The sequence below is a fragment of the Acaryochloris thomasi RCC1774 genome, assembly GCF_003231495.1.
Classification (GTDB): domain Bacteria; phylum Cyanobacteriota; class Cyanobacteriia; order Thermosynechococcales; family Thermosynechococcaceae; genus RCC1774.
Genome location: NZ_PQWO01000023.1, coordinates 1 through 21,468, shown reverse-complemented (window position 1 = coordinate 21,468; position 21,468 = coordinate 1). Strand labels below are relative to the sequence as shown.

The following is a 21,468-nucleotide window of genomic DNA, read 5'->3' as shown; positions in this document are numbered from 1 at the left end:
CTTGATTTGTGTTAAATCAACTGACAAAAATATCATTTGGCCCTTCGATTTATTAAGTATTAGAAAAAATATCTCTTCCATAGACATGCTTCCATTCATTCAAAGAATAAATCTAGAGAGCTTACCTCCATCATTAATACAGAAGATTATGAGATGGAAATGAAGTTCTATTCTTGCTGCCTATTGTGGAACATTTATATCTCCGATCAGCTCAGAAACACTGTAGCTGAAACTTATAGACTAAGAAGCATACAAATATGAAATCAGGATGAGATCACCCTATTTAATTCGATAGATTTTGATGGATTTCACCTTTCCAACTTCTGGTGGACGCGCCCCTGAGAAAGAAAACTTAAGGTGCGAATGACGACGAATTTCGCTTCAAAAGTCTATCCAGGGAGAAAACATGCTGTTAAATCACGAAGAATACCAATCCAGCTTCGATAAATCGATGAAGTGCATGGTGGAATGCGAACACTGCGCTGAAGCCTGCATCGGAGAGCCAGAAATGATCAAGTGTGCCCGCACTTGCTTAGACTGCGCTGAAATCTGCCGCACGGCAGCGACTTTTATGGTTCGAGGCTCCTACTTTGTCTCTCATCTTTCCAGAGCCTGTGCTGACATTTGCGAAGCCTGCGCCCAAGAGTGTGAACAGTACGAGATGGAACACTGCAAAAAGTGTGCTCAAGCCTGTCGTACATCGGCTGACGCCTATCGCCAAATCGCTAGCGTTGCAAAGTAAGCTGCTGCTAAGCCATCGTTCCCACCTAACTCAGTAGACGATGCAGTGAAATCACTTGACAGGTAGCTGTTATACGAAACTGTTCGGTTTATAAAATTTCATCTTTCATCCGATTACTTCTACCTAAAAAATCTAATGACTATCAGAGACAGCACAATTGGAAGCCATACAGATACCAGGCATCACAATGAAATGCAGGGTAGCTACATCAAGTTCTTTGCCATGATTGGCACCTCCATCGTGACGATGTTCTTCTTAATGTATCTGCATTCCTATCAAATTCTCGATCATGCGTGGTTCAGCGAAACACGGGTCTTTATGGCCCTGATCATGGGTGCTGCAATGATGGTGATCATGCTGGGATTTATGCTGAACATGTACAAGAGCAGAAAAATGAACATCGCCATCTTCTCGCTCGCTATTCTACTGTTTGGAGCCGCATTATGGCTGGTGCGTAGCCAGGTTACGGTCAGCGATGTGGACTACATGGAAGGCATGATTCCTCACCATTCCATTGCAATTTTGACAAGTGAACGCGCCCAGATTAAGGATGTTCGCGTTCGTGAATTGGCCGATGAAATTATCGAAGCGCAGCGTAGAGAAATCAATGAGATGGAGTGGCTGATTGCTGACATCAGAGATAAGGGAAAGGTGGACACGCCCACCGAGGTAGAGGCGAGACCGCTACCAGACTTTTCCTCAAGCTCCGAGTAAATATCATTGACTCTCTAGTTAACTAGAGCATTTAGATTCGTTTCAGGTCACTGTATTTCACATCAGTCAGAGCAGCGACCTCGGTTTTCTAAAAAATCTGCCGCAAAGGAGCAATATCATGGCTCACTCCAGTCAGGCACATCACCCTACAGAAGGATCAGAGCAGGCTCACCATCATGACCATAAGGGGCATGGCGGTCACGATAAACATGCAGGTCACAACCCTGATATTTTCAAGCGTCGTTTCTTCATCTGTCTGATTTTGACGCTGCCCATTCTCTACTTCTCAATGCAGCTCCAAAGCTGGTTCGGCTATCAGGCCGTTACCTTCGCTGGCTCTAACTGGATTAACCCTGTCTTCGGAATTGCCATCTACTTCTATGGTGGCTGGGTCTTCCTCAAAGGTGCCTGGTCTGAAATTAATAGTCAGATTGGAATGATGACGCTGATCGCGCTGGCGATCACGGTGGCGTTTGTTTACAGTCTCGCGGTTTCACTGGGGCTGCAGGGCAAGCCCTTCTATTGGGAACTGGCAACCCTAGTAGACATTATGCTGCTAGGACACTGGGTTGAGATGGCATCCGTGCAGGGGGCCAGCAAAGCGCTGGAAAATTTAGCGGAGTTGGTACCTTCTGAGGCCCACCGTCTCCGAAATGATCGGGTGGAAGATATCCCGGTAAGCCAAATTCAGGCTAAAGACGTGATCCTGATTCGTCCTGGGGAGCAAATTCCCAATGATGGGGAAGTGATTGAAGGCACGACGGCAGTCGATGAGTCATTTCTGACCGGAGAGTCGCGGCCAGTCTCTAAGCAAGAAGGCGATGAAGTTGTGGCTGGGTCGGTCAATCAAGAGGGGTCCGTTCAGGTCCGGGTGACTCGGATTGGTGACGAGACAACGATTAATCAGATGATGCGCTTGGTTGATGAAGCCCAATCGTCTCGCAGTCGCTATCAGGCGTTGGCAGACCGAGCAGCTTACTGGCTGACGTTGGTTGCGATCGCATCCGGCACCCTCACCTTCATCATTTGGCTCAGCGTTAGCGATCTGGTGTTCTCCCTCAATCGAGCTGTCACCGTTCTGGTGATTACCTGCCCTCATGCTCTAGGACTGGCTATTCCCCTGGTGATTGCTAACTCGACTGCATTGGCCGCAAAAAACGGGATCTTAGTGAGAAACCGTGATTCTTTAGAACGGGCCAAAGATATCAAAACAATGGCCTTTGATAAAACGGGCACCCTGACGGAAGGACACTTCGGGGTTCAGAACGTCTATGCCGAGGGTCTGGATGAACTGAAGGCGTTGGCGATCGCAACTGCTCTAGAAACTTCCTCAGAGCATCCCCTAGCTCAGGCGATTGTTGAAGCAGCAGAACAGAAAAGTCTTGATATCCCAGCCATGAAAGATTTCGAGACCATCACGGGTCGAGGTGTACAAGGCAGGGTCAACGGTAAAACCTATCGTATTGGCCGTCCCGAGTGGGTGAAAGAACAGCAGGTGAAGCTACCATCCTCACTGCAAAGAGGACTGGATCGAGCGGATGAGCGCGGGGAAAGCGCTGTAGTCTTGATGGACGAACAGCAGGCCGTGGCCGTGATTTCAATGGCGGATCAAGTCCGCCAACGGGCTAAAGAAACCGTCCATCAACTCAAGCAAATGGACATTCAGACGGTCATGATTACCGGCGATGCTGAAGCTGTTGCCCGCACCGTTGCTGAGGAGATTGGCATTGATCGCTACTACGCTCGTGTTCTGCCCGAAGATAAGGTGAACCGGATTCGAGAACTGAAGCAGGAAGGCCCAACGGCCTTTGTCGGCGATGGCGTCAACGATGCGGCAGCGCTGCTAGAGGCCAATATGGGGCTGGCAATTGGGGCCGGGACAAATGTAGCGATTGAGTCGGCAGATCTGGTGCTGATTGAAGACGACCCGCTGGATGCAGTTAAAGCGCTAAATCTAGCGAAGAAAACCTACAGCAAGATGATTCAGAATCTGTTTTGGGCGACGAGCTATAACATCCTCGCTATTCCTTTAGCGGCTGGGGTGCTTTATCGATGGGGCTTTTTGCTTTCGCCTGCAGTAGGCGCACTGCTGATGAGCCTATCCACCGTCATCGTTTCAATTAATGCCGTGATGTTGCGTCGAGCAAAGTTAGCTTAGCGTCATGCAAATTGCAATTCAGCCACAGCATTGACTCTCTAGTGAACTGTAGGGTTTAGGCTGGTGGCACAAACCCAAGTATAGGAACGCAAACACTTAATCGAGGAAGAATAATGTCCAACACAACCATTACGAGAGAACCCGTCAAGGTTTATCGGATGTCGATGCCCGAGCATGAATGTCCGTGGGGACTCAAGGCCATCAACCTATTGGATGAGCAGGGAATTGATTTTGAAGACCATAAGTTGCGATCTCAGGATGAAGTCGAAGCCTTTAAAACGAAGCATCAGGTTGCCACGACACCCCAAATTTTCTTCGGTGAAGACCGAATCGGCGGCTACACCGATCTAGCTGAGCGGTTCGACGTTGAAGCAGAGTCTGCAGACTATTCTTACGCGCCCGTGATTGCCGTTTTTTCCACTGCTGGACTCATCTCTCTGGCGGCTTCTTTAGGCATGACAGGTCTGATGGGCGTCTCACTCTCAATGCTGGCATCGCTGAAGCTGATGGACATGAATGCTTTTTCTGAAAGTTTCAAGAAGTACGACCTAATCACGAAACGATTTAAGCCCTATGCCAAGATTTACCCATTTGCTGAATTACTAATCGGTCTCGGTTTCTTATCTGGATGGGTGCCACTCGTCACTGGAATTAGTTCGCTATTGATTGGTACCAGCGGCGGCATTTCTGTATTCAAAGCAGTCTATATCGACAAACTTGCGCTAAATTGTGCCTGCGTGGGCGGCAACACTAAGACTCCGCTGGGTATCGTGAGCTTTGCTGAGAATGCGATTATGGCTGGGATGGGGGCTTTTTTGATCTTTACAGCAGTTGAAGGTAAGCCAGAATCAGCACAATTTCCAGAGGCATTCCCGCCCGCCGTTATTCAACTCCATAATGAAACAGCTTGACCTAAAAACGACACACTGGTGGACCTTTATACTTGGTACTGTTCTGGGTGGCCTAAGCTGTGCCGTCTTGAGTGTCCTACCCAGTGATTACACTCTCGAAAGTTTGGCATTGATTCTCGTGGCGGTGAGCGCAGTCTATTTTGGAACCGCTATCTCAGAGAACAAACGAGAGATAGTAGTACTCGAAACACTGGTGACTCTGGTGTTTATTGCACTGGCTCTGCTCGGTCGGTGGTACTCGCCCCTGATCTTAGCCCTTGGCTATTTTCTACATGGCTTGTGGGACTACCTTCACCATTCCTGGCAAGTTGGGGCAACAGTGAGATCTGTTTGGTACCCACCTTTTTGCATGGGATACGACTGGCTGATTGCGATATTCATCCCGTTCGCCCATTAGGTAGCTCAATCTAGGCATTCTGAAATGCTGAGATATTGCTGCAAGCTTATCCACAGTACTCTACGAAAGTAAAACTGGCAGATAAATACAAAAGGTGCTGCCTCGATTAGGATGGCTCTGGACCGAGATCTTGCCTCTATGTTTAAGCGCTATCGCCTGGGCAATCGCCAAGCCCAATCCTGAACCGCCAGTTTTGCGGTTGCGATCGCGATTCACTCGATAGAAACGGGTAAACACCTGAGCCTGTTGTTCGGCTGGGATGCCAATTCCCGTATCTCGAACCTCGACGAAGGCATATTTTTTATCTCGGTCGAGTCGAATCACCACATCGCCACCCCGAGGCGTGTAGTGAATCGCATTGATCACCAGATTGGCAATCATCTGGTAAAGCTGTTCTTCATCCCCCTGTACAAATAGAGGGTGAGTCGTGTCCAATTCCGCAACCAGGGATAAACCAGCATTATGGGCTAGGGCAAGAAATTCATCCATCACATCGTTAATGATCAACCCTAGCTGACAAGCTTTGCGATTGCCCTTGCGGTTGTGTTGAGTATCAATCAGCGTCAGCAGCAGCAAATCCTGGACCAATTGAGTCAGTCGATTGACCTGCCGATTGATCGTCCCTAGCGTTTTTCGAGCTTCCCCCTCTGAGATATTGTCCAGCTCTAGGACAGAGTCAACCGTTGCTTTGGCTGCCGATAGTGGAGTGCGTAACTCATGGGCTGCATTGGCGGTAAATCGTTGCATATCTTGGTATGCATTCTGTACAGGCCGTAGGGATAGTCCGGCTAACCACCACCCAGCCCCGCAGACAACTAGCATCACAAGAGGCCACCCCCACAGTAGAAACCGCTGGGCCTCGGCTAATTCTTGATCCAGCTCACTGAGCGATCGGCCCACCTGCAGATAGCCCCAGTTCTTATGATCGACCGTCTCCAGCAGCAACGAATACTGCATAAAACGCTCTCCACTGCTATTTGTGAAGATCTGCCAACCGTCAAGAACTGTTTTGTCTGGGATATAGTTCGCTGATGGCCCCAACGTGGCCACAGTCTGACCCGACAAATTTTTCAATTGGGCATAGTAGACATCCTGTTTGACCAGTCCCAGGACGTGTCTTCTGGCAAAACGGTCTGGTTCTGGGCAGGTGACCGTTGGTTTGCACAGACCAGGGAGTAACCCTTCTACAGATGCATTCAGGCGTCCGGGTTGGAGCAATACTGAGCCTAGACTGTCGTGCAATATTCCTGATGATGATTCAATTTTTTGCGTCAGTGCCTGTAGCCGCATCTGCTCAGTGATTTGATAGTAGCCAACTCCACAGAGGGCCAGAATAATGCCCATGACCCCTGCATAGTAGCCAGTCAAGCGCCAGCGGGTGCGATTGAAGGGATTACGTTGAGGCATGGGAAGGGTTGAGACGATATCCCAGACCATAGATGGTGTCGAGTGAGTCCCCTAAACCATAGTCTGCTAGCTTCCGTCGCAGGAGACGCATCTGCGCTGGAACAACATTACTGGTTGGATCTGCCTCGATTTCCCAGACCTGGTTCATTAACTGCTCCCGAGGGATAATCTGATTGGGATGCTTCATAAAGTACTCTAGCAACTGGAACTCTTTTGCCGTCAGCGGTATGACCGAGGCAGTCACCGCTTCACCCTGCACAGAGACGGTTGCGGTGCCATAGTCTAGGAGGAGCTGCCCTACCTGTAACTGCTGTGCCTGAAGCTGAGGCGATCGCCGCTGCAGCGCCCGCAATCTCGCCTTGAGTTCCCCCATTTCAAAGGGTTTGACGAGGTAATCATCCGCTCCCGCATCCAGGCCAGCCACCTTATCTTCCATGCGCTCCTTGGCCGTCAGCATTAGCACAGGCAAGCAGGATTTTGACTGCCTAAGTCGCTGACAGAGTTCTATCCCCGATAACCCCGGCAGCAGCCAGTCAAAAATTGCTAGAGAATAGTTGACATGCGGGTTCTCAAGATAGTCCCAAGCTTGGGTTCCATCCTGTGCCCAGTCAACCACATACTTCTCTCGCGACAGGCTACGCTTAATCGCCGCCGCCAGATCGACCTCATCCTCAACGAGAAGAATCCGCATTCCAATAGAACCCTCCCTAGCACCAGATCCATTGTCTGTTCTCTTGCTGGTCCATCAGAAAACAGCCACGTCAATTGTTGTAAGTGTGGATGCGGGCCATCCCAACCGACAAGTCCTTAGCTGATTCAGTCCCACGAACAGTGACGGGCATCAGCCATACCCGACCCAACATTGACAGGGTGCGAACAGAGGATAGCTCAACTCTGAGTGCGGTACCGGGTGAGACAGGCTGAGCAAACTTAATCACGGCAGTTCGATCTTCGACCATCGTTGATGCCTCAATCACCTGTCCGTCTGCACCTCGAACAGAGATCCTGCCAACCGTCATTCGCTCTGGGAGGCCAATTGAGAGCTGGGAGACGGGATACCCCGAAACATTTAGCCCAAACTGATATTTTGCAAAGGGAGCAAGGGCATTCCGTGGAACCGAGCGACTAGAGGTTAGATAGGGGACTGGAGCATCTTGAATCGTCGCAGCCCAGGTCGGTACTGAAGCTAGGAATAATCCCCCAGCAAGTACTATTGTTGATAATTTAAACATTTTTCTCTCTCTGTGAACCTTGGTAAGTCGATTTATGATGAATTTCGGTAATATTGAAAAACAAAAATATAAACTGCTTACTGCTAAAATTTCTAGCAACAGTCGCACCGTCACTTCTAAAAGTCCATCCTGAAAAAATGTAAAAGATAGACTATTCAGAGGGTATTAACTCAATTTATTGGCGATGTGCCGACAATCGACTTTTGAGGACTGTCAGCACACCGCCAGAATATTATGAGCTAGAGTTAGAGCTGCTCTTCGGTGGTGTATTTGCCTTCAAGATGTGGCAACCAACCGGCACCTGATCAACAATTCGAGCAGCCCCATTAGGTCCACAGACAACAATAGATTTAGCTGAGGCTCGGCTTGGCAAAAGCATCCCTGACATCAATATTGTCAACAGAATACCCATGAAGGCTCTACTGGTTTTCATGACTTTTTACAACTGTATGAACTGATAGTGATCAGCCTATGTCATGAAAATAAAACACAAATGAAATTGATGCCTGCGATACAAATTAGTTAATTAACTTTACGTGGGGTTGTCAATTTCCAATATCTTCCCTCATCTCTCGATACTAAATCGGCTGTTAATCTTTTCGCCGCCAATATCAGTTTGCACGACTAAATCGTATTGGCCTGTGGCTTGCGCAGCCAGTAAGCCCGTGTAGCCTTCTTCGGCAGGCTTGTAAATCAACTTGACAGTTTGTTGCTCCCCGTCTGGTTGCTGAACGTTGGCTGTCACTTGGGCATCGGTAATCACTCGCTCTTCCGCTTCATGGAGAAGATATAAGTTGAGCTGAGTTCCATCGTCTTTGGGTTTCGTGACCAGCTCAATATGGTAAGGGTCTGATTCAACCACCTGACCACCCTTGGAATGCAGCTCATGTTCACTATGGTCATGTCCGTCATCGGCAGAGTGTTCTTCTCCATCTTTTGAGTGGTCGTGGCCATCATCGGCAGAATGTTCGGTTTCAGCGGACGTGCTTTGGGGAGTGCTGCTGCTGCAGGCAGTCAAAGGCAACACCAACAGACATAGGCTCAAAAAGACAGGAACGTTTAGATAATGGCGCATACAATGAACTCCTTGATTCAGTAAAAACGGTAGACGACATCTACCAAACTTCAATCGTTTGACAGGTGACAAATGTATTTTTGAGCAAAGGCTGCAGCGAGGTATAGAAATGAGAAATGATATCCTCTCGATCAATGACAGTAATGACAAGCGGTAAATCAGAGGACTCAGAGGCTGCGTCCAGCACATTGAGAGTGCGGAATACACCATGCTTGCCATACCCTGCAATAGCCTGCATGACCGTTACCCCCATCAACTCTTGCTGACGAGCCATCCCCAGTATTTCTTGGTAGAGGGGTTGGTGCTTCCAGTGGCTGGACTCACTGGTGTGAATGGTTAGCTGTTTCCAGGTGGTCGTGCTCGGCATTGGGTCTCTTGTTAGGGAATAAACTGTCTGATATTCATTGCTTCAGGGTCAAATCATGCTTCTGTACGTCGGCTTCATGTTCGGGTTGTCTGGTTGCTGGATCAGCCTTAGGGCGCAAGAATCGACCGAACTGAGCATATAGCGCGGGCAAGAGTACCAGAGTCAGGGCGGTGGAGGTGAACAGGCCCCCCAACACCACAACCGCTAGCGGTTGCAGAATTTCCTTGCCTGCCCCAGCCCCAATGACAAGGGGCAGCATTCCGAGCGCTGAGGTTAAGGCCGTCATCAAGATCGCTTCCAGGCGTTCTGTCGATCCCTCCATCACGCCTGCTTGGATCGACTTGCCCTCGGCAAATTTATTGTTATAGTTGTCCACCAATAGCAAGCCATTGCGGGTCGCCACACCAAACAGAGTGATAAAGCCCACCATTGACGCTACGGAGAGAATGCCCCCGCCCAAGGCGACGGAAAAGATACCACCCGATAGGGCCAGGGGTAGGTTAAGCATAATCATCACCGTGGCGGGGACAGACTTGACGGCAAAATACATCATCACGGCCACCACCACCAGCGCCAGAAATCCAAAGGTGATCAGGTTTTGGGACGCTCGCTGCTCTGACTCAAACTGACCGCCGTACTGAATGAAGTATCCCTCTGGCAGCTCCACCTCTTGGGCTACGGTAGCTTTAATTTCTTCGACGGCACTGCCTAAGTCTCGATTGGCAACGTTGGTTGACACGATGAAGCGGCGCAGCACATTTTCACGGTTAATTGTGTTGGGGCCAGTGCCAAAGCTGATATCGGCTACCTGTGCCAGCGGTATTTTCGTCCCGCTGGGGGTATCAACCAACAGGTTGCGAATTGTATCGAGGTTGCTGCGATCTGATTCCTGCAACCAGACCAATAGATCGAAGAGCTGCTGCCCTTCTAGCACTTGTGATACAGCGCGTCCATTGAAGGCTGTTTCGACCGTTTCTGCAAGTTGGCCCACCGTTAAGCCATAGCGGGCAGCGGCTTGACGGTCGAATTCAATCTGAAGCTGTTTGATGTCCACTTGGGGTTCGAGCTGTAAATCAACCAGTCCCGGCACTTCGCTGATGGCAGTCTGTATCTGGGTACCAAGGGAGCGCAGCTCGTCTAAGTCTGGTCCGAAAATCTTGATGGCGATCGCGCTTCTCACCCCGGACAGAATTTCATCAATGCGGTGAGAAATGAAGCCGCCAATCCCTGGAACAACTCCTGGAATTTGAGCAAACGTCTCACGTAACGTCTCAATAGTGGCCTCTCGGTCTTTCATCCCAGCTTCACTAATTTCCACATCAACATGACCAAATGAAACGCTGGCGGCATCAGCATCCCCCGACACCCGACCCGCCCTAAGCTGCACTGAATCAAACAGAGGATCGTCTCTGAGCAAATCTTGAATGGCGAGTCCGGCCCGACTGGTGAGTTCTAGAGAGCTGCCGGGATAGAGTGTCATCGTATTCACCAAAGAACGCTCCTGAAACTCCGGTAGAAATACGCGACCTAGCGTGGGCAACACTAGCATCGAAGCGACAAATAGTGCCACCGCAATCATCAGAACGACTTTGGCTCGGCTAAGGGAGAACTGTAACAGCGGTTGATACAGACGCTTTGCGGTTCGGGCAAGCCAGGTTTCCACCGCTGGTAGTTTGTGATTCGAGAGCAGCAGGGCAGAGAGCGCGGGAGAGAGCGTCAGGGCTACAAAGGTGGACGAGAAAATTGAAAGGAGATAGGCAAAGCCCATCGGGGCAAAGATTTTGCCTTCAATCCCAGTCAAGGTAAAGATGGGTGCGAAAATAACCGCGATGATAATGGTCGAGAATAAAACACTCACCCGCACTTCTCTGGAGGCGTTATACACCACCTGCAATGGGGGAATGGGGGTGCCTGCCAGTTGATTTTCCCGGATACGTCGATAGGAATTTTCCATATCGACAATGGCATCATCAACAACAGAACCGATCGCCACAGCCAGTCCCCCTAACGTCATGGTGTTGATTCCCAGACCAAATAGATTCAGGATGCTCAGACCAATCAGTAGAGACAGAGGGATAGCGCTCAAAGCCATTACTGCTGTGCGCCAGTTCATCAAAAACAACAGCAGCACAATCGCCACAATGATGATGCCGTCCCGCAGGGAGCTGGTGACGTTCTGAATCGAAGCATCAATAAAATCAGACTGGCGAAACGTGGCCGTCACCTCCACATCTTCCGGCAACCCCGCCTTAATGGTCTCCATCTGGGCTTCCACTGCTCGGGTGACTGTGGGCGTATCCGAAAGCGGCTGCTTATTCACCATCATCACAATGGCTGCTTTGCCATTGGCGCTGGCATCTCCTCGCTTCAGGGCCGCCCCAATTTGAATATCAGCCACATTACCCAGCAGGACTGGCACCCCATCACGGGCAGTTACCACAGATTCCTGCAGTGCCTCCACCGATTGGATGCGACCGAGGCCGCGAATTAAATACTCTCGGTCGGGGGTAATCAAAAAGCCCCCCCCTGCGTTGGTATTGGCCTCTTCGACGGCCTGCGTCACTTCTGCCAAGGTGATATCATAGGCTCTCAATTTGGCTGGATCGACTAAAACCTGATACTGGCGGGTTTCGCCCCCGTAGGAGAGCACCTGGGTTACACCGGGAACAGCCAACAGTTGATTGGTAATCTCAAGATCAACGAGGTTGCGAACATCCATGAGTGTGGTTTTGCCTCCATCCGCAATCGTGAAGGCATAGGTTAAAACTGTACCGATAGGGGAAGACAGCGGCGAAATTTGAGGGATCTCAACTCCATTAGGGAGCTGACTGGTCACTTGCTGCAGCCGTTCTGAGACCAGTTGCCGAGCCAGGTAAACATCCGTTCCCCAGTTAAATGTGATCTGAACCACCGAAATCCCGACACCGGACGAGGACCGGACAATATCGACCCCCGGCGTTCCATTGACGGCGCTCTCGATGGGAAAGGTCACTAAAGACTCCACTTCTTCCGGGGCTAGCCCAGGTGCCTCTGTTTGCACATCCACCTGTGGGGGCGCAAAGTTAGGGAACACATCCAACGGCATCTTGGAAACGGTCAACAGTCCCCAAACCGTCACGATAATTGCGCCGATCACAATCAACCAGCGCTGGGCAATAGACCATTTCAGGACGGCATTTAACATAAGGGATCTAGAAACGCTTCACTGCCGACCAATACTCAGACCAAAGGAGAGCTTCTGACACTAGGCTGACTCCTGGTGTTGCTTGCTTGCCGCTTCATCAGCAACGGATGACGGTTCTGCTGCATCAGAGGAGGCTTCTCCATTAAGAACAAAGTCAGTCTCAGGCACACCGTCCCTTAGCATCTGGCCGTTCTCCTCAGCCGTCTGAGTCAAGTCTGGATCCGGCTCACCCGAACCGGAGCGACCCCGGCGTCCTGCTAGATAGGCCCCAGCCGCGATCGCTCCCCCAGTGGGCACCACGATCCACCAGGGAACGTTGCCCGTACTCAGCAGCGAAAAACCTGAGGGAGTCGCGGCTGCTTCACTGCCGTGATCATGTCCATCGTCTTCAGAGTGATCATGTCCGTCATCTTCTGAGGCTTGACTCCCACCCTGCAGCGATTGAGCATAGAGCATCATGGCCCCTTGCGTGACGATGCGATCGCCATCAAAAAGGCCCCGCTTGATTGCAACCCAGCCGCCAAAGGTTTCGCCCAGCTCAACTTTTACTGGCTCAAACCGACCTTTGCCATTTTCCACATAAACGAAGGACTGGTTATTGACTTCCACCAGTCCCCCCGAAGGAATGGCGGTCGTCGCGGTAGAAGTACGCCCTGTCATAATCTCCAGCTCCGCAAACATCCCTGGCTTGAGTTTGTTGCGGGGATTGCTGACGCTGGCTCGAACAGGGACCACCCGAGTTTCGCCTGCAACCACGGGATCAATTTGAACAATCTGCCCATTGAAGATTTCTCCCGGCAGGCTAGACACCTGCATTCTGATGGGTTGACCTCGGCTTAACTGATCAAGATCTTTCTCATAAACGTTGGCCGCTGCCCAGACTTCAGCATCGTTCACAATGGTCATCAGTTGCCCCCCCGCATCTTCAAAGGACGCCCCTAGAGTGACCTCCCGCTTGGCGATCGTGCCTGCAATGGGAGCCTGAACCACCACTAAACCTTGTTGATTGGAGGGCGTTCGTAGTTGTCTCAGCCGCGTCTGATATGTGGTTCCACTTAGCCCTACACGCTGATTGGCCCCTGCGACTGCTGCTGAAGTTCGTTTTAGTTCTGCTTCGGCTCTAAGAACTGCTTGACGACTCTCGTTTTTGTTCAACGCTGCTTTCGCTTCGGCAAGTTGGGTCTTGGAGGTCAGCATCTGACGACGGGGTAATGCCCCTTCAGACACCAAACGGGCATCTCCGTCGTAGCGTTCCTGGGCTTCGGCCAGTTGCGTTTGTGCCTGAGCGATTTCAGTGGCAGCAATTTGACGCTCACGGGTTAAGTTTTCCTGGGCAAGCCGCAAGTTTGCCTGTGCTTCTCTCAGGGTGACTTCTGCATCTGTGCGTCTGTCGAGGGATTCAACTCGTAATTGCAGTAGCTCTAGGCTAGATATCACTGCTACAGGCTGGCCCTTTTTGACGCGATCTCCAGGTTTCACTAAAAGTTCAACGACGGTGCCTGGAGTCGGAATCGTCACATTAGCCTGACGATTCGGCTGGGTTTCAATTTGTCCTGTGGCTTTAATGCCGACACCAATCCGCTGCTGTCCAGCAGGCTCAATCTTGATGCCAATGCGCTTGGAAATGTCAGCGTTCACCTCAACGCTCTTAGGCCCGCCCGTATTGCCACCCGTTTCAAACTCATTTCCGTGATTGTGGCCTGCCCCTGCAAGGGAAGGCGCGACTCCTAGAGTCGTAAGGCAACCGATGAGTATGCCTGAGGCAACTGCGGTTGCAAGTGGTTTACGGGAAACAAGACACATAGATAATTTGCCTTAGAGCTGAAGATAAACTCTGTCAACTTGCAATTAGAGAATTACTTCGGATGGGGACAGTGAGACTTCAAAATATGCATACAAACCTCGTTTGAAGCTTGTCTTAACCAGACAGCGAAAGACTCCACAGCCCTGGTTCTCCTGGATGGTATTGCGACCATTGACAATCCGTTCCATGCAGAGAAGCCCTTTGTTTATAGGGTTTCATAGAAAAATAAAACGAAAGTGAAACTATCTTAAATTTCGAGAAGTTCTGCCAATTTGATAAGGATTAGTTGCCAAGTAGGCTCTCAGCCACTTGGTCAATGAGTAGAGAATTCTCTTGCGTGACAAAAAATTAAGGGAATGGTTTATCACCACTACATCCTCATGTTCCAGAGTAGACAACCTACTCTGGAACACAAGCCTATGACTTCATTGAGGTGCCATAGCTGCTGAAGGCTACCGTGTACACACAAGTCGATATGAAATTCATTTACCCCTTTTAGAGCAAATGTTGGTTCCCTGAAACCCTTGCAGAATAATTTGGAATTCTCAATAACGAGTCCTCCTTGAGAATGGCCTTGGAATTACTAAAACCTATGTATGGCAATGGATTTGGGGATCAGAACGATGTTCGATCTGACTTGTTTGTACACGGTAGTTACTGGGGGAACTCGCTTATTTGCGATCGCCATCTGCTTTCCTCGCGGGGGTTCCGATATAGAGGAATATTCAAATATAAAATATGTGGCTAATATCTTAGCTATGACTAAACTATGACGAATAAGCTGTGGTAGGATGAGTCCAGATTTTGGATTCTACGGCTGGAGTGCGTTTGAATGGCTCGGGCGATCTCTGAAAAATGCAGGCGCTGTGCCAAGCTGCCCGTGACGGAGGCGAAAGAGAAAGACTGTTGGGTCGGTCAACCTTGCCACGTCCGTCGCCACGGTTACCGCAACCGCGATCGCTACAACAAGCAGAAGAAACAGCAGTATGCGATCGTAACCGGCAAGATTATCCCAGAAGTAACGGTTGCTGTCCCTCAGACCCCTGCCGCTATTTTGCATCTCTATCGAGAGCGGAAGGATGCGCCCCTCCATGCGATCGCGGCAGAGCTATGGGTGGGCGGGAAGCAAGTGGCAAAAGTTGAACCTGTGCATTGTCTGGGGTGGACGGGTTCTCAAGCAAAGCAGTATTCGCGGGATATCCTCGATAGCTTTTCCGGGCAGCTCGAAGAATGCCTGTTGGAGCGGTTTGAATCTCAGGTGGAGTTGAATCCGAGCCAGTGCCCGATCCGTCCTTGTCCGCTGCATCCAGAGGCAAACTGATGAGTGTCGTTCAGTTAGAGCTAGATCTGTGGCAGCAGCTTGCGATCGCTGAGGACTATCCCGAGCAGACGGATGTGGAGCAATTGTGTCTGGGGTTAGATCTGATGCTGACTGAGATACCGGAACGTCAGCAGTTGGCGACAGCGGGTGAGGCGTTTCTTCAGATTGCAGATGTCTTCAGTCGGCGGGCGGATGTGTTGCTGGGGGACTGGCGGCAGGCTCATAGTGAAGAGGGGCCAGTTCTAGACTTCGATGCGCTAGAGGGGCTGGTGCGGCAATCGATGTCGTTTGAGCTGGATGATTTGATCGCTGAACCTGAACCCGTGACGCGGCGGACGTTTCCCAAAGATGAAGTGGAGTCTGTGGTTGCGATCGTGGAAAAGGAGGTGCTGCTGCAAGAGCTGGATCTGCAGGAGGCTGAGGAGGTGCTTTCTGTGGTGGAGGAAGAGGATGTGAAGGCGTGGGTGGATGCGATCTCACAGCAGCTTGTCAACTCGGGAGGAAAAGTGAGTCTACAGAAGCTTAAGAAAGTGCTGAAACTTTCCTATGGGAGGCTGTGGTTGGGACTGCTGCTCGGGGGCTTTGTGCTGGAGTCGCAGGGAGATCGCTTCTATGGAGGGCGGATTGTGGTGGGTGTTGCACGTTGAGATCGCTGAAGTTTAGGTAAGAATCTTAGTTCTTGATGTACTGAACTAAAACCTGAAGATCAATTTACTAGAATACACAATAGACAAAACTTAGAGAAATATCCTAATGCCTTTAGCTGAAAACATTGACCGCTCTAGTTTTGTGAATTTGGTTGTATACAGCGGATTATTGGTTACAGCATCATGCTTACCTGCAGGAGTGGCAGGGGCTGCTGTTTCCGGGGTTGCAGGGAGCTTAGTCGCTAGCAATTGGGAGCATGTCTGGAGTGATATTTCGGAACGATTATCGCGGCATGATGCTCTAGAAACGAATGCGTTGATAAAGTGCATTGGTAAAGCCCTAGCAGCAACACTGACATCCATCTCTAAACAAAGAGAATTTAGTCCAATCAAAGCAAAGCTTGTTGCAATGTCAAAGATTGCATCACATCAGTGGCTAGAAGTCTTAGCACCACAAAATTGCATAGTGGCAGGCAGGAATAAAGTCATTCGTCTGAATGCTGACAATGAGATATTCCTATCTCAATCAGAGTGGTGCTTAATCTTAAAGGGACTTGAAGGGAGGACATCGCCAACAGAAGGAATGGGACTATTCTCTCGGCAACTATATCATTTGACTCAGAATGATATGCAGTCTCTAGCTGACGAAGTACAGCAATTTTTCCCGCTGGCCTTTAGAACCGTATTAGCTGAGGACTTTACAAAAGATGGTAAGGCATTTGCTAGTTTTATTCTAGCTTCGATATCTAATTTTCAGATAGAAATGCAACAATATGGACAGTCGATGGAGGACATTAAAAAACTAATACAGAAATTTAGTGCAGGAGATGAACGAACTCGGGAAGCTCTACAGGCTATTGGAGAAGCAATAGATACAGGTGTATCTTCCGAAATAAGTGCTGATCAGTACGGTCAGATTAAGCAGAATCTGTTGTTAGCTTCTAAAGGACTACTCTCGGTTCGTCAGACCCTAAATAATCAAAGGCATATTTCTCGTCCTGAACTAGTTAACTTGTTGGGACGTATTAAGAGTAGTACGACTTCTACAACAATTGTTTTAGGTGCTCCTGGTGTGGGTAAATCTGCATTAATGGCAACCTTTGGGAAAGAATTGTGCGCGCAAGGATATGTTGTTCTGGCAATCAAAGCTGATGAACTCAACGGAGCTATCCAAACGATTGAGGACTTACAGCTTGATTTGCACCTTGATTTGCACCCCATTGATGCAATGCTAGCAATTTCTGGGAAAGAGCCGGTTGTATTGCTAGTTGATCAGTTAGATGCAATATCTGAACTTCTTGATCTCAAGTCTCAGCGATTGAATCTCCTATTGTCCTTGATCCAAAGATTGTCTGGTAGCGAGAACGTTCATATTGTTGCAACCTGTCGGGAGTTTGAATTCAGCTATAGTTCTCAACTGCACCGTCTTAGCTATATTGATCAATTATTTTTGAACCTTCCTGCGTGGGATGATGTTGCTGCAATTCTCAAGGAAGGAGGACATTTACCTGACAATATGGGGGAGCCGTTAAGAGAAGTACTTCAGAATCCGCTCCACTTAAATATTTTTCTTGAAGTTGCTCAACCTGGAGATGTGTTTTCCTCCTCTCAGAAACTGCTAGACCATCTATGGGCGAAAAGAGTAACAAACCAAACTGAAGCTGAGCAATGTGTAACTTTTTTAGAAAAGCTGGCTGAACGCATGACTGAAGAGGAGGTGCTATGGGTACCTAGCGCGATCTCCGATACTTCACCGAAAATTAGGCAAACATTAGAACAGGCAGGGGTACTCACGACCAATTCTGAGAACGGAAATATTGGCTTCCGTCATCAGACCTACTATGATCATGCGCTAGCACGTTCTTTTGCGCGTGGTACAAAATCACTCATAGATATCGTTCTAGAACGTCAGAGTGGTCTCTTCGTTCGCCCTATTCTGCTCAGAGGTCTCAGTTATCTGCGAGGTACAGATTCTCTACAGTATAAAAAACAGTTAACTAGCCTGATGCAGGCTGAACAATATCGGATCAGAACTCATATACGTAGTCTTCTGTTGGAATTTATGGGAGCGCAGACTAATCCTGATTCAGTCGAGGCGAGATTACTTATCCCTCTCCTCAACTCAGAAGCAGAAGGGATTAAAGTTCTGAAGGTGACGGTAGGTAGTCAAGGCTGGTTTAACCACTTACGCAGTAGCCCAGAGTTTACACAGTGGTTAGCGAAAACCGCTGAGCAGGCGGTATACTGTCGGCCACTTCTGTACGTGGCAGCTAGTTTTGCACCTGAGGAAGTATGGCAGCTTTTAGAAAGTTATTGGTTACATAATCAGACCTATGACTTCTTAAGCATTCGAGTGCTATGGAATATCGATCATTGGACACCTCAAAGAGTTAGATTCGCAGAGCAAATTATTCGCCGTTCCAAAATTGAGTGGCATGAAGTTTCAGGGATTGCTGAAAAAATTGATGAAGCTCTTCCCCATGATGCTCCGAGGGTCATTCTTGCCCACCTGGACTTCCTTTTAGCCAAGGCAATTGAGACTAGTCAGATACAGGTTCCAGAACCACCGTTCGAGACGAGCGAGGTTGAGGAATATAATTATTCATTTGTGGAAAATGTAAGACGGTTGCTTGAGAGCAAGGGTGACCTATATGAAATTGAAAAATTTGCTCAGGTTAATTCCGAAGCGTTTCTGTATACTATTTGGCCATGGGTCATTGATGTTATCGAGAAAATTTCCATAGAGAATAGTGGTAGTGATACCAGCTATCGCAATGATCATTCCATGGGCTTAGATCATTATCATGGAGAAGTTGTTGAGGCAATCCTGGTTGCCATAACTGATTTAGCCGTTAATAATAGAGAGCAGTTTTTTAAATTTCTTGAGGACAATCAGGAATCTGATCTGTTATTGGTACATAGACTATTTGCGCGTGGTTTAGAGAAAATAGCAGAACAAGTTCCACAGACGATATTAGCCTATCTCCTTGGCGATAAAAGACGCTTATGTCTTGGAGATGGTATTGAAGGGTGTCACTTTGAGACCAAGCGTCTCATTTCTTCTGTCTGTCCTCATTTAGACCCTGAGGATAGAGAAAAGATTGAAAATGCTATTCGTAAATTTAATTATTGCAGCCCTATCGATACATTCAGTGCCGGTAAGCGGCTTGGCTTCCTGAAATATAATCGTCAACACCGTCTCCAACTTTTACTCGCTTTTCCAGATGATTGCTTAAGTTTGACAGGGAAAAGACTGATAGATGAAGAGATTCGTGCTTTTCCTTGGGTGATAGAAGAAGATCGAACTCCATTTATGTGCGAAGACCCATTGATTGGCCCAAGAGTCACCAGTGAGGAAATGAAGCATGCCAGTGACCAGCATCTGCTGAGGCTATTTGATGAGTTACATGACGGAACCAGAGGGGAACGCTCGATGCGTAATAGGCATCTAAGTAACTCAAGATCTGGTGGAGCAAATCAGCAATCACAAGCTTTTGGCAATCTTATAAAAAATGATCCCGAACGCTTCCTGCGGCTTCTGCCTCAACTGCATCCACAACGTCATGAAAGCTATGTTGCAGCTTCATTGATTAGCCTCTCAGAGATTGACTATCCCGCAGAACAGCTAGTTCAAATTGTTGAGGCCATAAGTATTAGGGGATTTAGATCAGAGTCTCTTTGCGAAAACGCAGCTCGTGCATTAAGCAATATAGCAGGTCGTAACAAAGGACTACCTGACTCGATTCAAGCTCTACTACTAGATTGGTTGCCTAAGCAAACTAGACCCGAACTTGGACATCACCGTAGTAAGGCAGAGAGTTATTCAAACCGTAAAACACCTATTCTTTTTGGGTTTGGCGGTCACGATGCTTTATCTGGAGGACGATGTATTATCGTTAGGGCAATTGCTCAAGGTTTTATCAAACAGGATCCACCAAATCTACTCTGTTGGGCTAAATTCATCAGATCTCAGGTGGGTGTAGAGCATCATCCTGCAATATGGGTAGAAGTATTGAGGCATATGCCAATTCTGTTAAATGAAGATCGTTCTGAGGCCACAGAACTCTTCGATTTGGTGATTCGAAACTGCCCGGAGACTCTTAACTTTTTCTCGGCACTTTTTCCGATATCTCGAACAATAGGATTGTTTGAGCCAAAGGAAACTGTCCATGGATGGTTAGAGATGCTTCAAACCAATAGTTCTGAATTTTCTCACCAAGCCTATGGTGAGTTACTGGTACTTCAATATTTTCAATACCAGGATGAATGGTCGTTGGGCCGCATCCGCAATCATCTTCGATCTTTGGGTGACGAGGCCGTTCTTTGTGGACTTGCTCATGCAGCAAGTCATCTATGGGGGCAACCACGTTGTCGAGCGATGGCTGCAGAAATTCTCACGAACCTTGCCAGTTCTGCAAACTCTTCCGTTCAGAATGCAATAGCCAGTGTTTTCCACCTTAGCCGAGATATATTCCAATTGTGTGATGGGATGTTACAGATTCTTGAAGCAGTGTGCAAGAATCAGAGCATCCTTATTGAAGCTGCCAATGTTTTGGTTGAAATTATTGAGGAAGAGGATTTAGTCAACTCCCATCCTGAAATAGTTGTTGAGGTTTGTCAGAGCCTCTTAGGAATTGGGGAAGAACTGACCAACCCTACTAGACCTTCAATACTCGTCGCAGAAAGCTTGACCACAATTGTGATTCAACTACATCGTCAGCCTCAGTACCGTGAGATTGGCTTGCAATTATTCGAGCACTTACTTGAGCTAAATCTTCGGGAGACTCAAGCAGCCTTGGAAACACTGGATAGAAAACCTAATCGTTCCAGCTCATATTCTGCTCCCAGACGGCGATTGCGTAGTCGTTCCAAAAAGGTGGTCTAAGAGAAAAATGTGGTGAATGCATGAATCATTCTTCTAGCGAACTGCTGTGGATCCTCATCTAAATCAATGTTTTCAAAATATCCAACGCCGCTCGCTGCTTCGCCAACTTCTTCCGCTGTGCGATCGCATCCCCCACAACAACCTCCCCGAAGTACTCAGCAGTACACCGGCAGTAGAACCCACCTGATCGCTCCTCGAAAACAAACGACGGCGACGGCCACCCCATCAACTGACAAATCTCAAGCAAAGTCCCGACATGGTTTTGCCCATCCACCAGGGGCTTCTCTAGAATCACCTGCAGCTTTTGCGATCTCACATCCACCTTCGGCACCACAGCAGTCTCACCCTCAATGGCTACCGACTTCTCCGGTACCTCCCGCGCCTCGACACCCACCAGCTCACCTCGGACAAAGCCACAGAGCCAAAGCCAACAAGCCCGATGCTTTGCCGCCAGCTTCCGACGATCGCAACCCGGCCCCACCGTCGTCAGCCTTTCTCCATCGATGTATACTTCAGCCCAGGCAAAAAAGCTGCTATCCTGCGATAACTCTGTACATTTCAGAGCATCCCAAGAATCCTCTTGAATAACAGCGATAGACAACACGCTGGCCGCATCCCGCACCT

At 48.9% G+C, this 21,468-nt stretch carries 16 protein-coding genes; 8 read left to right on the top strand and 8 right to left on the bottom strand.

The features are described from left to right. Positions 1–406: 406 nt before the first annotated feature. From C1752_RS23280 to C1752_RS23260, 5 genes are all read left to right on the top strand, one after another. Entirely contained in the window at positions 407–742 is a 336-nt protein-coding gene (locus C1752_RS23280) for a four-helix bundle copper-binding protein (RefSeq protein WP_110988451.1), read from the top strand. Positions 743–934: 192 nt separating this feature from the next. Then, on the top strand, positions 935–1,456 hold the full coding sequence (locus C1752_RS23275; protein ID WP_110988450.1) for a DUF305 domain-containing protein: 522 nt from the start codon (positions 935–937) through the stop codon (positions 1,454–1,456). A 118-nt stretch (positions 1,457–1,574) separates the two neighbouring features. After that, positions 1,575–3,614: a heavy metal translocating P-type ATPase gene (locus C1752_RS23270; RefSeq protein ID WP_110988449.1), complete on the top strand. Its 2,040-nt coding sequence runs from the start codon at positions 1,575–1,577 to the stop codon at positions 3,612–3,614. A gap of 113 nt (positions 3,615–3,727) precedes the next feature. Next, complete coding sequence (locus C1752_RS23265; RefSeq protein WP_110988448.1) at positions 3,728–4,525, top strand: MauE/DoxX family redox-associated membrane protein; 798 nt, start codon at positions 3,728–3,730, stop codon at positions 4,523–4,525. Then, positions 4,512–4,922 carry a DUF6010 family protein gene (locus C1752_RS23260; RefSeq protein ID WP_110988447.1) on the top strand — a complete coding sequence of 137 codons (411 nt, stop codon included), beginning with the start codon at positions 4,512–4,514 and terminating at the stop codon, positions 4,920–4,922. The genes C1752_RS23265 and C1752_RS23260 overlap by 14 nt, the downstream gene beginning before the upstream one ends. 60 nt (positions 4,923–4,982) lie before the next feature. On the opposite strand, the gene rppB is transcribed toward C1752_RS23260, so the two are convergent. The 7 genes from rppB to C1752_RS23225 all read right to left on the bottom strand — a co-directional run bounded on the left by rppB (position 4,983) and on the right by C1752_RS23225 (position 13,990). Beyond that, positions 4,983–6,329, bottom strand: a complete 1,347-nt coding sequence (gene rppB, locus C1752_RS23255) for a two-component system sensor histidine kinase RppB (protein WP_110988446.1) — start codon at positions 6,327–6,329, stop codon at positions 4,983–4,985. Beyond that, the gene (rppA, locus tag C1752_RS23250) at positions 6,316–7,020 is read right to left on the bottom strand and encodes a two-component system response regulator RppA (protein ID WP_110988445.1); all 705 of its coding nucleotides are present in this window, start codon (positions 7,018–7,020) and stop codon (positions 6,316–6,318) included. The genes rppB and rppA overlap by 14 nt, the downstream gene beginning before the upstream one ends. Positions 7,021–7,090: 70 nt before the next feature. Continuing rightward, positions 7,091–7,561, bottom strand: a complete 471-nt coding sequence (locus C1752_RS23245; RefSeq protein WP_110988444.1) for a DUF2808 domain-containing protein — start codon at positions 7,559–7,561, stop codon at positions 7,091–7,093. A 565-nt stretch (positions 7,562–8,126) separates the two neighbouring features. Then, the gene (locus tag C1752_RS23240) at positions 8,127–8,636 is read right to left on the bottom strand and encodes a hypothetical protein (RefSeq protein WP_110988443.1); all 510 of its coding nucleotides are present in this window, start codon (positions 8,634–8,636) and stop codon (positions 8,127–8,129) included. Between the two features lie 40 nt (positions 8,637–8,676). Continuing rightward, positions 8,677–9,003 (bottom strand): putative PII-like signaling protein, encoded by a 327-nt coding sequence (locus C1752_RS23235; RefSeq protein WP_110988442.1) that lies wholly within the window; start codon positions 9,001–9,003, stop codon positions 8,677–8,679. A gap of 34 nt (positions 9,004–9,037) precedes the next feature. Then, positions 9,038–12,187, bottom strand: coding sequence for an efflux RND transporter permease subunit (locus C1752_RS23230; protein WP_110988441.1), 3,150 nt, complete (start codon positions 12,185–12,187; stop codon positions 9,038–9,040). A gap of 60 nt (positions 12,188–12,247) precedes the next feature. Beyond that, positions 12,248–13,990 carry an efflux RND transporter periplasmic adaptor subunit gene (locus C1752_RS23225; RefSeq protein ID WP_110988440.1) on the bottom strand — a complete coding sequence of 581 codons (1,743 nt, stop codon included), beginning with the start codon at positions 13,988–13,990 and terminating at the stop codon, positions 12,248–12,250. Between the two features lie 833 nt (positions 13,991–14,823). Here C1752_RS23225 and C1752_RS23220 point away from each other — a divergent pair. The 3 genes from C1752_RS23220 to C1752_RS23210 all read left to right on the top strand — a co-directional run bounded on the left by C1752_RS23220 (position 14,824) and on the right by C1752_RS23210 (position 20,844). Further along, the gene (locus C1752_RS23220) at positions 14,824–15,312 is read left to right on the top strand and encodes a hypothetical protein (RefSeq protein ID WP_110988439.1); all 489 of its coding nucleotides are present in this window, start codon (positions 14,824–14,826) and stop codon (positions 15,310–15,312) included. Then, on the top strand, positions 15,312–15,959 hold the full coding sequence (locus tag C1752_RS23215) for a hypothetical protein (RefSeq protein ID WP_110988438.1): 648 nt from the start codon (positions 15,312–15,314) through the stop codon (positions 15,957–15,959). The genes C1752_RS23220 and C1752_RS23215 overlap by 1 nt, the downstream gene beginning before the upstream one ends. Before the next feature lie 106 nt (positions 15,960–16,065). After that, entirely contained in the window at positions 16,066–20,844 is a 4,779-nt protein-coding gene (locus C1752_RS23210; RefSeq protein ID WP_110988437.1) for an AAA family ATPase, read from the top strand. A 58-nt stretch (positions 20,845–20,902) separates the two neighbouring features. Here the strand turns inward: C1752_RS23210 and C1752_RS23205 are convergent. Continuing rightward, positions 20,903–21,468 (bottom strand): putative dsRNA-binding protein (locus C1752_RS23205; RefSeq protein ID WP_233501842.1); only part of this gene is annotated, 566 nt, incomplete at its 5' end.